Source organism: Rubrivirga sp. (genome assembly GCF_965213695.1).
Taxonomy (GTDB): Bacteria; Bacteroidota; Rhodothermia; order Rhodothermales; family Rubricoccaceae; genus Rubrivirga.
This window is the reverse complement of sequence record NZ_OZ243912.1, coordinates 3,700,865-3,714,242: the sequence shown is the minus strand read 5'-3', so window position 1 is coordinate 3,714,242 and position 13,378 is coordinate 3,700,865. Positions and strand designations below refer to the sequence as shown.

At 70.9% G+C, this 13,378-nt stretch carries 5 protein-coding genes; all 5 read left to right on the top strand.

Annotated features, from left to right (window positions below):
- The 5 genes from ACOOHE_RS16455 to ACOOHE_RS16435 all read left to right on the top strand — a co-directional run bounded on the left by ACOOHE_RS16455 (position 1) and on the right by ACOOHE_RS16435 (position 13,352).
- Positions 1 to 2,835 carry a TonB-dependent receptor gene (locus tag ACOOHE_RS16455; protein ID WP_420455170.1) on the top strand — a complete coding sequence of 945 codons (2,835 nt, stop codon included), beginning with the start codon at positions 1 to 3 and terminating at the stop codon, positions 2,833 to 2,835.
- Positions 2,836 to 3,006: 171 nt separating this feature from the next.
- On the top strand, positions 3,007 to 6,954 hold the full coding sequence (locus tag ACOOHE_RS16450) for a hypothetical protein (protein WP_420455169.1): 3,948 nt from the start codon (positions 3,007 to 3,009) through the stop codon (positions 6,952 to 6,954).
- A 2-nt stretch (positions 6,955 to 6,956) separates the two neighbouring features.
- On the top strand, positions 6,957 to 8,096 hold the full coding sequence (locus ACOOHE_RS16445; RefSeq protein ID WP_420455168.1) for a PorV/PorQ family protein: 1,140 nt from the start codon (positions 6,957 to 6,959) through the stop codon (positions 8,094 to 8,096).
- A gap of 111 nt (positions 8,097 to 8,207) precedes the next feature.
- A complete protein-coding gene (locus ACOOHE_RS16440; RefSeq protein ID WP_420455167.1) occupies positions 8,208 to 10,355 on the top strand; it encodes a T9SS type A sorting domain-containing protein in 2,148 nt (715 codons plus the stop codon).
- A gap of 102 nt (positions 10,356 to 10,457) precedes the next feature.
- Positions 10,458 to 13,352, top strand: a complete 2,895-nt coding sequence (locus ACOOHE_RS16435) for an alpha-amylase family glycosyl hydrolase (protein ID WP_420455166.1) — start codon at positions 10,458 to 10,460, stop codon at positions 13,350 to 13,352.
- Positions 13,353 to 13,378: the final 26 nt, after the last annotated feature.

Here is a 13,378-nt window from a genome sequence, read left to right as displayed (position 1 = left end):
ATGCGACTCTGCTCCGCCCTCGCGCTCGCCGCGCTCCTGCTCTCGCCCGCCGCGCTCGCCCAGACCACGGGCCAGCTCTCGGGCACCGTCCGCGACGCCCAGACGGGCGAGACGATCCCCGGCGCCAGCGTCCGGATCGAGGGGACGAGCCAGGGCGCGGCGACGACCCTCGACGGCGAGTACCGGATCATCGGGGTCCGGCCCGGGACGTACACGCTCGTCGCCTCGTTCGTCGGCTACACGTCGACGTCGGTCGAGGGCGTCCGCGTCAACGTCGACCTGACGACGACGACGGACTTCGAGCTGAACGGGGAGGGGATCACGTCCGAGGAGGTCGTGGTGACGGCGTCGGCCGAGCTGGTCCGCCGCGACCTCACGTCGTCCGAGTTCCGGGTCACGGCCGACGCCATCGACGCGCTGCCGGTCCAGGAGATCGGCGACATCCTGAACACCCAGGCCGGCATCACGACGTCCGGCGGCAACATCCACATCCGGGGCGGCCGGTCGAAGGAGGTGGCCTACTTCGTCGACGGCGTCCGCGTGACCGACGCCTACGACGGGTCGGTCTCGGTCCAGATCGAGAACGAGGGGATCGAAGAGCTGCAGATCATCGCCGGCACCTACAACGCCGAGTACGGACAGGCCAACTCGGGCATCATCAACGTGGTGACGAAGGACCCGGGGACCCGGTTCGAGGGCAACGCCGAGGTGTTTACGGGCTCGTACGCCGTGGCCGGCACGGGCGGCGGCGACGTGCTGCGGAGCACGAACACCGCCGCGTACTCGACACTCGCGAACCTGCCCTACAACGGGGTCGACCCGTACTCGTACCTCGACCTCAACCCGGCCCAGTACGTCAACGGGCAGCTGTCGCTCGGCGGGCCCATCGTGGCGAACCGGTTCGGCTTTTTCGCGCTCGGCCGCTACTTCCGCAACGACGGCTGGCTCTACGGCTCGCGCGTGTTCAACACCGACGGGACGCCGGGCGACTCGGCGCTCGTCCCGATGAACGGGTTCGAAAAGTGGAGCGGCCAGGCCACGCTCAAGCTCCGCGTCAACAACGCGGTGAACCTGTCGCTGACGACGCTGGCGTCGCTGACTGAGGGCGATGTGGGCGACAACTACTTCGACTTCCGCCAGAATCCCGACGGCATCCGCCGCTACCGCGACGAGGGGCTGACGGCCAACCTCCAGCTCACGCACACGCTCTCCAACTCGGCGTTCTACACCCTCAACGCGAGCACGACCGTCAAGCGGAACGAGACGGCCGCGTTCGACACCGTCGAGGAGTACGGCGACAACACGTTCCTCCTCCAGACGCCCGAGTTCGTCTACACCGGCTTCGATCCGACCACGGGCTTCCCCTCCGACTCGGTCGCCGTGCTCCAGGGGCCGGGCCGGTTCCTGCGCGGCGGCGTCGACCTGAACCGGTTCCAGCGCGAGACCCGCAACGTCTCGTTCAAGGGCGACCTCACGTGGCAGGCGCTGCGCGAGCACCTGGTCAAGACCGGCGTCGAGGTCCGCCTGGACGACCTGTTCTTGGAGAGCTACGCCTTGACCCAGGGCGACGACGGGCGGCTCCAGATCCCGGGTCCGGAGACGAACCTGTTCGAGCAGATCGACGGCGTCCGCCCGCTCACCGTCAGCGCCTACGTCCAGGACAAGGCCGAGTACGAGTCGTTCGTGGTCAACGCCGGGCTCCGGTTCGACTACTTCGACTCGAACGGCCAGATCCCCGTCGACTCCGAGGACCCCAACGCCTTCAACCCGCAGAAGCTCGTCAACCGCTTCAACGACCTCGACGGCGACGGCCTGATCTCGGAGGCCGAGCGGAGCGACGACAACCGGACGACGCTCGACCAGCGGCTGGCGACGTTCTACACCGACGCGACGCCCAAGGTGCAGGTCTCGCCGCGCCTGGGCGTGGCCTACCCGATCACGTCCCAAGGCGTGATCCACTTTTCGTACGGCTACTTTTTCCAGATCCCGACCTACGAGTTCCTGTTCGCCAACCCGGGCTACCGCGTCGGCAACTCGTCGGGGACCTACGGGCCGTACGGGAACCCGGACCTCGACCCGCAGCGGACGGTGATGTACGAGATCGGGCTCCAGCAGGGGATCGGGAACGACTTCCTGCTCGACCTCACCGGGTTCTACCGCGACATCGAGGACTGGGTCTCGGTCAGCTTCCCCATCGAGGCCACGCTGCCGGGCGTCGACTACCTGATCTACTCGAACCTCGACTTCTCGAACGTCCGCGGGATCACGGCGGCCCTGGGCAAGCGGTTCGACGGCCGGTTCTCGTTCGACGTGGACTACACGTTCCAGGTGGCCGAGGGCTCGAACTCGGACCCGGGCGACGCCATCGCGGCCCGGTCCGGCGAGGACACGCCGACGCTCCGGATCATCCCGCTCAACTGGGACCAGCGCCACACGCTCAACGCGAATGTGTTCGTCGGCGGCAAGGGCTGGGGCGTCTCGACGATCGGCCGATTCGGGACGGGCTACCCGTACACGCCGGACGTCCGCCAGAACGGGGGCCGGATCGGCGTCCGCCCGGCGATCCCGACGAACGCGCTCCGCCGGCCGACGACGGTCTCGCTCGACTTGTACGCCTTCACCGAGCTCTCGGCCGGTGGGCTCAAGCCCCGCGTCTCGGTCCAGGTCTACAACGTGCTCGACGCCCGCAACGCGACGGGCGTGTTCGGCGACACGGGCCAGCCCGACGTCACCTTCCTCAACGTCGGCCCGACCGACGACCCCGGCTACTACGTCCGCCCCGACTTCTACCAGGAGCCGCGCCGCGTTCAGCTCGGCCTCTCCGTGGGGTTTTAGATCGCACCCATGACGACTCGTACGACTCGTACCCCCCGCCCGTCCGCCCCTCGCTCCGCTCAGCGGGCGGACGGGCTGTCCCCCTCGACGAGGGGGACAGCTTCCCGAGCCGGGAGCAGGCGAGCGGATGCCCGCCCGGCGACCTGCCGGGAAGCGGGGGGTCGAGGGCGGATGCTCTTAGCGCTGCTGGCGATGGTCGCCACTCCGGCCTTCGCCCAGGGCCAGATCGACCGCGACCACGTGCCGTCGAACGAGCGCGTGGACCTGTTCGAGCGGCGCCAGACCGACCTCGACGCCAACGTCGTCCGGACGACCGTCTTCAACTTCGGCCAGACCGGGCGGACCGGGGCCGGGCCCGACGAGATCCCCTACGAGTGGCCCCGCAACACGCGCCGCCACTACATCGCGCTGACGGGCCTGTTCGCCGGCGCCGAGGTGACCGGCGAGTCCGGCGAGCGCGAGTGGATCGTCAACGTCCCGAACTACCGGACCAACCAGAACGACCCGTCGGAGGCCTGGACGTGGGCCCCCATCGCCGGCTACGTCAACACGGCCGACGAGGACCTCGGCATCGCCCGGAGCGACCGGCCCGAGACGTGGCCCGCCTTCTGGCCCGACAAGCGCGACGACCCGACCGACCCCGGGTGGGCCGGCTCGTGGAGCGGCTTGTTCGGCAAGGACGTGTTCAACGCCGACCTGGAGGTGTACTACAAGATGGGCGACGACCAGTACGCCAAGCCCAACAACACCTACTACCCGGACGAGACCGACCGCTCGCGCCGCGGGCTCGGGCTCATCGCCGAGACGCGCGTGCTGGCCTGGAGCCAGGTGCTTATCGACGACGTCGTGTTCATCTTGCACAAGATCAAGAACGACGGGACGAAGGACCTCCAGTCGGTCGGCGTGACGCTGTGGCTGGCGGACCTGGTCGGCGGCGACCCCGACGCGAGCGACGACCAGCCGTTCTTCGACCTGCTCCTGGACACGGCCTTCCTCGCCGACTCCGACGGGCGCTCGAACGACCCGGCCTTCGAGGGCGTCGAGGTCGAGGGCGCCATCGCGTTCTTCTTGGAGACGCCCGGCAACGCGACCGACCGGATCGACAACGACGGCGACGGGACGACGGCGCCCGAGGCGGCCGAGCTCAACTTCCGCGGCGTCACGACGGGCGAGCCCGGCGGCCCGCTCGTCACGTTGGGCCTGATCGCGGACGAGGGCGACCAGACCGGCGCCGCCGGCCGCCGGCTCCGCTTCGACGGGATCGACAACAACGGCAACGGGCTCGTCGACGAGGACTCGACGCAGGCCGCGTTCGGGAGCCAGGTCGGCGTCGGCTTCGCCGACTACATCGACAACGACGGCGACGGCGAGCCGGGCAGCCCGGTCGTGACCCAGGCCATGATCGACCTGGCGGCGTCCGACCGCTACGGGCGGTGGCCGGTCAACCCGAACACCGACGCCGGCGAGCGGGTCTGGCTCATCGGCGTCGGCGTGGCGTACGGCGTCGGCGACACGCCGGACCTGGGGAAGGCCTTCCGCGACAACATCGACAACGACGGCGACGCGCTCGGCGGGGCACCTTCGGACTACCTGTGGGAGCCGGGCAGCCCCATCGTGACCCAGGCCATGGTGACGGCCGCCGCGAGCGACGCGCCTTACTTCCGCTACGCCGTGCCGGGCACCGACATCGTGCTCTACGACGTCAAGGCCGAGGACCTCGGGAGCCCCTACGCCGACGGCGTCGACAACGACGGCGACGGGGCGACCGACGAGGGGATCGACGAGGACATCGACGAGATGATCGACGAGCGCCGCGACGACGGGATCGACAACGACGGCGACTGGCGGGCCGCCCTCGACGACGTCGGGCTCGACGGGGCCGACAACACGGGCGACCTCGGCGAGGGCGACGGGGTCCCGACGACGGGCGCCGGGCTCGACCTCCCGGGCGAGCCGAACCTCGACGTGACCGACGTCTCGGAGAGCGACCAGATCGGGATCACGAACGTCCAGTTCAAGCCGGCCGGCGGCGTGAGCTACCAGTCCATCGCCGACCGCCAGCTCTTTTTCGACTTCTTGGTCCCGGGCCAGTTTTCCCTCCTCCAGCCCGGCGCGAGCCCGGCCAGCCGCGACACCGACCTGTTCGTGTCGTCGGGCATCTTCCCGCTGCGGGCCGGCCAGACCGAGTCGGTCTCGTTCGCCGTCATCCTGGGCGACGTCGACTACGGCCGCCAGGCGACCGACGTCGAGGGCCGCTACCGCGACCTGCTCACCAAGCGACAGGACGCGCTCGAGGCCTACGAGGCCGACTACCGCTTCGCCCAGGCCCCGATCTGCCCGACCGTCCGCGCGGTCCCGGGCGACGGCGCGGTCACGCTCTACTGGGACGACGCGGCCGAGAGCTCGTTCGACACGTTCATCGCCGACCTCGGCCAGCCGGGCCTGGACCCCCGCGACTTCGAGGGCTACCGCGTCTACCGCTCGACCGACCCCGGCTTCCTCGACGCGCGCCAGGTGACCGACGGGTTCGGCAACCTCAGCTTTTTGCGGCCGGTCGCCCAGTTCGACCTTATCGACAGCTACCAAGGGTTCCACCCGGTCGCCACGAACGGGACCCAGTTCTACCTCGGCAACAACGTCCGCGACCCGGGCGAGGCGGCGAACGGGCTCGCCAACACGTTCACCGACTCGACGGCCGTCAACGGGGTCGCGTACTACTACGCCGTCACGAGCTACGACTTCGGCGCGGCGGCGGTCGACATCCAGCCGTCCGAGTGCCCGATCTCGATCACGATCGGGCCGGACGGCTCGGTCACGCGGACCGGCCCGAACGTGGTCGTGGCTAGGCCGAGCCAGGCCGCGGCCGGCTACCGCCCGGGCTCGACCGAGATCACGCGCGCCCAGGGCTTCGCCGACGGCGACGTGTCGTACCGCGTCGTCGACCCGACGTCGCTCCAGGACGGCCACCGCTACCGCGTCACGTTCCGCGACACGTTGGTGCTCGGGCAGGTCAACACAAGCGGGCGCCAGATCACCCAGGACACGCTGCGGACCCGCGACGTGTCGCTGTTCGACGTCACGGCGGGCCGGTTCCTCTTCCGGAACTCGGACGCCTGGCTGCCCGCTCGGGACGCGCCCATCACGGACGGCTTCCAGCTGTTCTTCGACCCGGTCTTCTTCACGAGCCGGCTGACGGAGGCGTCGGGCTGGCAGGACGCCGCCGTCAAGCCCCTGACGTTCGACGTGTTCAGCTTCGTCGGCAACGCGCCGGGGACGCGGGTGCCGTCCGACTACCGGGTCGTCGTCGGGCCGCCGGGCTCGGGGATGTCGACCGAGTTCTCGCTCCTGATCGGGGCGCCGCGGACGCTGCCGGCCAAGCCGACCAACGTCCAGGTGTTCAAGACGGTCGTGGACGGGGCCGGCAACCCGACCGAGGTCCCGGTCCGGTACGCCTTCTACGACATCGCCGGCACGGGCGCGACGCCGTTCGCCGTCGGCAGCGCGGCGACGAACCTGTTCTCGACCCAGTACAACATCGGCGGGGCCGGGATCGACGACTCGGACCGGATCTACTTGCTGGAGGAGATCGACGGCGACCGCCGCGACGGCCTGACGCCGACGTGGGAGATCCGGATGAGCCTGGCCGACGCGAGCAAGCGCGACCCCCAGCCCGGCGACGTCGGGCTCCTCGCCACCCGCAAGCCGTTCCTGTCGTCGGACGTGTTCGAGTTCACCGTGGCTGGCCCGTCGTTCGACGCCGAGGCCGCGCGGGCGGCGCTCGACCAGGTCCGCGTGGTGCCGAACCCGTATCGGGGCGCCAGCCAGTTCGAGGTGGCCAACCCGTTCCCGACGGGCCGGGGCGAGCGGCGCATCCGGTTCGTCGGGCTCCCGCCCCGGGCCACGGTCCGCATCTTCACGCCCTCGGGCCGCCTGGTGCGGACGCTGGAGATGGACCAGGGCTCGAACGACACCGTCACGCCCCAGATGCTCCTCAACGGCTCGCTCGCGTGGGACCTGCTGAACGAGGACCGCTTGGAGGTCTCGTACGGGATCTACCTCTACCACGTCGAGGCGCCCGGGGTGGGCGAGACGACGGGGACCCTCGCCCTCATCAAGTAGCCATGCCGACGTTCAAGACTCCGGTGGCCGTCGGCGGGACCCCCCGTCCGCCCGCCCATCGCTCCGCTCAAGGGCGTTCGGACTGTCCCCCTTCGAGGGAGACAGCCTGCGCGCGGGTCGAGGCCGCAGGCCGATCCGCGCTCAGGCGGGGGGTCCTCGCTGTCGGCCTCCTGCTCGCCGCCAGCGCCAGCGCCCAGTCGGGCACGGCGGCGGCCGAGTTCCTCAACATCCCCATCGGGGCCCGGGCGACGGCCATGGGCGGCGCCTTCGGGGCGACGGCCTCCGACGGCGCCGCGCTCTACTGGAACCCGGCCGGCCTCGCCGGGATGCGCGGCGCCCAGGCCTCGTTCGAGTACGCCCAGTGGTACGTCGGGTCCGACGTCAACTTCGCGTCGGTCGCCAGCCCGACGCCCTTCGGCGTGGTCGCCGTCGGCGTGACGGCGCTGACGTACGGCGACATGGACCTGATCGAGGAGGACGTCAACCGCCAGCAGCCGACGGGCGAGACGTTCTCGGCCGGGTCGTACGCCGTCTCGCTCGGCGTCGGCCGCCAGCTCACCGACCGGTTCTCGCTGGGCGGGACCGTCAAGGTCGTCCGCGAGCAGATCGCCAACTCGGCGGCGACCGGCGTCGCGTTCGACATCGGGACCCTGTTCGTGACGCCGTTCCAGGGCGTCCGGCTGGGGGCGTCCATCGCCAACTTCGGCCCCAAGATGCAGATGTCGGGGTCGGACCTCAACATCCCGTTCGACCCGCTGCCGGGCCAGAGCGGCAACAACAACTCGGTCCCGGGCCGGATCGCGACCGATGGCTACGACTTGCCGCTGACGATGCGGGTGGGCCTGGCGACCGAGCTGTACCAGAGCGCCGGGACGCGCGTGACGGTCGCCGTCGACGCGCTCTCGCCGTCGGCGGCGGGCCAGCACGTCAACGTCGGCGCCGAGGTGGGGCTTTTGGGCGGGCTCGTCCAGGCGCGGGGCGGCGTCCAGGAGCTGTTCATGGACGAGAGCACCCGGTCGTTCACCGTCGGCGGCGGGCTCCGCTACGCCTTCGGCGGGCTCGACCTAGCGGCCGACTACGCCTACGAGGCGGCCGAGTACTTCGACGGCGTCCACCGGCTCTCGGTCGGCCTGCGGTTCTGACGCCGCCCTGTTTATCACCGCTTGCACACGCGGGCCCGACGGCGCACCGGCGCCCACGACCCGACCCCCCGGCTTCGGCCGTCTTTTTTCCTCCACCCCACGGACTCTCCCATGAGACCTCTCTACACTCACTCCGCGCGATGGCTCGGCGTGGCCGCGCTCGCGGTCCTGCTCGCCAGCCCCGCGCTCGCCCAGCGGACCGTCACGCTCCGCATGAACTCGGCGACCCAGCCCGACACCGTCGCGGCCGGCCCGGCCGCCGACGTCCAGCTCCGCGGCAACGTCGGCGACAACTCCGACGGGGCCGACACGCTCCCCGACGGCAACGTCATCGACTGGAACGACGGCACCACGCTCCGCCCGACCAACGTCGGCGGCGACTACTGGGAGGTCGAGTTCCAGATCCCCGACGACCAGCAGCTCGACTTCAAGTTCTACATCGGCCAGTCGGAGGGCGACGGCCTCCCCGGCGGCTGGGAGGACGGCAGCGACCACGTGATCGCGGCCGGCACGGGCGACGTGATGCTCGACCTCCACTACTTCGAGAAGATCGCCGGCGACCAGCCCTACGACTGGCGCCCGTTCGCGGCCGAGGGCGACTCGGTCGCCGTCTGGTTCCGGACCTACATCGACACGGAGCAGGCCGGCACCAAGGGGCTCGACCTCGACGACGGCGACCTGGTGGTGGCCGTCCGCGGCGACAACGCGACCGGCGGCAGCCAGGACGGCGGCGCGACGACCATCGACTGGGGCTCCAGCAACGTCGTCCTGAGCCGCGAGAGCGAGACGCCCGGCACGCCGGGTTACGCCCTGTTCTCGGGCCGCGTGGCCTACCCGGCCTCGGCCATCGGCACCACGCAGGCGTACAAGTTCTTCTTTACCGACGGCGACACGACCGACGGCTGGGAGGACACCGCCGACGGCCAGAACCGGACGTTCGACATCCCGGCCCAGGACTCGACGCTGATGTGGAAGTTCTTCGGCGACAGCCCGGCCAACTCGGGCTCGCTCGTGACGGCCGGCGTCACGTTCCAGGTCGACGTCTCGCCGCTCTCGTCGGTCGGCCTGTTCCAGATCTCGGACGACTTCGTCCAGGTCCGCGGCGGGTTCAACGGCTGGGACTGCCCCGACGACAACCAGGACGACTGCCTCCTGCAGCAGACGCCGGGCACGGCCGACTTCGCCCGCCAGGTCCCGATCACCGGGGCGCCGGGCTCCGACCTCAACTACAAGTTCTACATCAGCCTCAACAACCCCGACGGCACCCCGTTCTTCGTCAACCCTGACGGGACCGAGAACTTCGACGCGGGCTACGAGGAGCCGCTCGACTACGGCGGCGGCAACCGGCTGTTCGAGTTTGCCGGCTCGGACCAGGCGCTCGACGAGCAGTTCTTCAACAGCGTCCGCCCGGGCAACATCATCCCGGAGGGCCAGTCGGTCGACGTCACGTTCACGGTCGACATGACCGACGCCCTGACGTTCGAGGACGCCGAGGGCCGCGCGTTCGACCCGGGCGTCGACACGGTCGCGGTCCAGTTCGAGGACACGTTCTGGCTCCTGACCCAGGGCCTCAACTTCGCCGACGGTGACCTGATCCAGGGCGCCGGCGGGAGCCTGATCCCGGGCTTCGTCCTGTCCGACGACGACGGCGACAACGTGTACACGGGCACGCTGACCGTCGACGGGCCGACGTACAACGGCATCGGCTACCGGTACACGTTCGGCAACGACACCGACGGCCTCCAGGTCGAGGGCACCGGCGGGTTCGACGCCGGCCGCCGCCGGTACCGCTACGTCACCGACGTCACGGCGGACGAGTTCTCGTTTGCCCAGGACACGTTCCGCCCGTCCGGCGACTCCGAGAACCCGCTGGGCCAGCTCCCGTGGGAGATCAACCCGACCGGGCCGTTCGTGCCGGGCGAGATCCCGTTCTCGGTCCCGAACGGGTACGAGGACGTCGGGCAGAACGTCGCCAACGAGGGGGGCCTGGGCGTCGACGGCGACCTCGCGCTCGGCGCGGTCTACCCGAACCCGACGGCCGGCACGGCGCGCGTCCTGGTGACGTCGGCGACGGGCACGCCGGTGACGGTCCGCGTGTACGACGTGACGGGCCGCGTGGTGGTCTCGGTCGTTGAGGACGGCGCCGTCTCCGGGCGCGCGCTCGAGATCGACACGCACGGCCTCGCCGCCGGGCTCTACCTCGTCCGCGCCGAGTCGGCGGAGGGCGTGGCGGTCCGCCGGATGACGGTCGTCCGCTAGCGACCCCGGCCCGGGCCGCCCCGAGAGGGGAGGGCCCGGGCCGTGTTCTCGCGCCGGCCGCCGTAGCAGGCGGCCGGCGTTTTTCATCGACGCCACCGATCCATGTCCCGCACGCTCCTCGCTGCCCTCGTCCTGCTGGCGCTCGCCGCTCCGGCGACGGCCCAGCCGGTCGACGTGACGTTCCGGTTCCTGCCGGACCTGACGACCCCGCCGATCTCGCCCGTCACCCGGGCCTTCGTGCCGGGCTCGTTCAACGACTGGGGCCCGAACAACGGCGGCCAGATCGAGACCGGCGCCCCGAGCCGGGCCAAGTACCAGCCCGCGCTCAACGAGTACCGCTACACGACGACGTTGCAGGCCGGGCAGATGTACGCCTACAAGGTCCACATCCACCGGAACGCGGCCGGGACGGACTACGAGTGGTACACGGACCCGCTGGGGACCGAGACGACCGGGCCCAACTCGGACTCGGTCGTCCGCGTCGAGGACCCGTTCGTGTTCCAGATCGCCCGCGAGCAGAACGGGACAGGTGAGGTCCGGGCCGTCTCGGCCGGCGTCTTCGGGACGGCCGACGTCGAGTCGGTCACGTTCACCGTCAACGAGGCGACCTACACGGACGGCGTCGAGGACACCGGCGACGGGATCTACCGGCTGACGCTGCCCGCCCCCGTCGCGCCCGGCGCCTTCGTCCGCGTCACGGCCACCGACGCCCAGGGGCGGACGGCCACGGCCGAGGTCGGGACCATCCCGCCCGAGGTGACCGACGCGCCCGTGCCGGACGGGCTCGAGGACGGCATCACCGTCGACCCCGACGACCCGACGCGGGCGTGGCTCGTGCTCCGGGCGCCGGGCAAGCAGTTCGTCTACGCGCTCGGCAGCTTCAACGGGTGGACGGCCGACGACGACGCCCTCATGTTCCGCGACGACACCGACCCACTCGGCACGCGCTGGTGGATCGAGCTGACGGGGCTCGCGCCGGGCCAGGAGGCCACGTTCCAGTACTGGGTCGACGGCCAGACGAGGGTCGCCGACCCGTACGCGACCAAGGTCTACTACCCCGGCGAGAGCGCATACCCCGCCGGCGCCGTCGACTTCGCCGTCGGCGCGTTCACCCCGGGCGCCGCGCCGTTCCCCTGGACCGACGACGACTGGCAGACGCCGGACCCCGAGAATCTGGTGGTGTACGAGCTCCTGCTCCGCGACTTCCTCCGCGCCGACAACTTCACGGCGCTCACCGACACGCTGGACTACCTGGTGGACTTGGGCGTGACGGCCATCGAGCTCATGCCGGTCTCCGAGTACGACGGCGACGAGAGCTGGGGTTACAACCCGGCGTTCCACCTCGCGCTCGACAAGCACTACGGGACGCCCGACGCCTTCAAGGCGTTCGTCGACGCGGCGCACGCGCGCGGGCTGGCCGTGATCCTCGACGTCGTCTACAACCACGCGACGGGCCAGAGCCCGCTCGTCCGCCTGTACAACCAGGGCGACTTCGGGGCGCCGACCGCGGAGAACCCGTGGGCCAACCCGCAAGCGCGGCACCCGTTCAACGTGTTCAACGACCTCGACCACTCGAGCCCGCTCACGCGCCTGTGGCTCGACAAGGCCAACCGGTTCTGGATGCGCGAGTACCACGTCGACGGCTACCGATTCGACCTGTCGAAGGGGTTCGTCCAGTCGTGCGGGAGCGGCGGCCCGTGCACCGACGCCAACTTCTCGGCCTACAACCCGGCTCGGATCGAGACGCTGACGCGGATGGCCGACGCGCTGTGGGCCGAGCACCCCGACGCCATCGTCATCCTGGAGCACTTCGCCGACGCGGCCGAGGAGCGCGAGCTGGCCGAGCACGGCCGCGACGCCGGCTTCCCCGGCATGACGCTGTGGGCCAACATGACCGACGCCTACGCCGAGGCCGCGATGGGCTACCTCGGCGACCGGGCCTCGTTCGCCCGAGCCTACCCGCCCCAGAACGGCTTCCCGCTGTCGGGCCAGATCGCCTACATGGAGAGCCACGACGAGCAGTGGATGCTCTACAAGGTGCGGACGTTCGGCAACCGCGTCGCCGGCTACGACACGCGCGACCTCTCGACGGCGCTCGACCGGAAGCGGCTCGCGACCGTGTTCTTCCTGACGACGCCCGGCCCCAAGATGCTGTGGCAGTTCGGCGAGGTCGGGTTCGGGGGCGGCCCGGGCGAGTGCCTCGTCCCCAACAACGACTGCCCGCCGGGCACGCCGGGCCGCGTCGACAACAAGCCGGTCCGCTGGGACTACTGGGCGGACGTGCCACCGTTCGCGAACGGGACGGGCCTCCCGCTCACGCCGGCGTCGGAGTTCGAGCGGAGCCAGCGGCAGAAGCTCTACGGCGTCACCGCGGCCGTCCTCGACCTCCGCACCACCTACGCCGTGTTCGGACCCGACGGCGACTACGCGGCCCGCGTCGGCGGGAGCCTGGCCGACCGCTGGATCAAGCGCTCGCTCCCGACCGCGCCGGACGGCCAGCCGACCCAGGCCGTCGTCGTGGGCAACGTCGGAATGACCGAGACGACCGTCGCGCCGACGTTCCCGGCCACGGGGACGTGGCACGAGTACTTTTCCGACACGACGCTCGACGTGGCCGACCCCGGCCTCGCCCTGACGCTCCGGCCGGGCGAGTACCGGATCTACACCGACGTCGACGTGCCCTCGCCCGACGGCGACCTCGGCGCCGTCGCCGACGAGGGCGGGCCGGACGACGCGGTCCCGCCCGGCATCCGCAGCGCCTACCCCAACCCGACGGCTGGCCTGCTCACGCTCGCCCTCGTGGCCGACCGCTCGCGGGAGGGGTGGACAGACGCTCCGGTCGAGGTGTTCGACACGCTCGGCCGTCTCGTTCTCGTGGCGCCCGCCCCCGTGGCGGCCCCGTCCGCGTCGGTCCAGGTCGACACGTCCCGTCTGCCGACCGGCCTGTACGTCGCCCGCTGGGGCCCGTACGCGACCTCGTTCTCCGTCGTGCGCTAACGGGCGCCCCGCGCGGGTTCTCTCGC

Excerpts from the sequence above, each read along its gene's own strand:
- ACOOHE_RS16455 (WP_420455170.1), top strand. The coding sequence starts at position 1 with ATGCGACTCTGCTCCGCCCTCGCGCTCGCCGCGCTCCTGCTCTCGCCC.
- ACOOHE_RS16450 (WP_420455169.1), top strand. The coding sequence starts at position 3,007 with ATGCTCTTAGCGCTGCTGGCGATGGTCGCCACTCCGGCCTTCGCCCAG.
- ACOOHE_RS16445 (WP_420455168.1), top strand. The coding sequence starts at position 6,957 with ATGCCGACGTTCAAGACTCCGGTGGCCGTCGGCGGGACCCCCCGTCCG.
- ACOOHE_RS16440 (WP_420455167.1), top strand. The coding sequence starts at position 8,208 with ATGAGACCTCTCTACACTCACTCCGCGCGATGGCTCGGCGTGGCCGCG.
- ACOOHE_RS16435 (WP_420455166.1), top strand. The coding sequence starts at position 10,458 with ATGTCCCGCACGCTCCTCGCTGCCCTCGTCCTGCTGGCGCTCGCCGCT.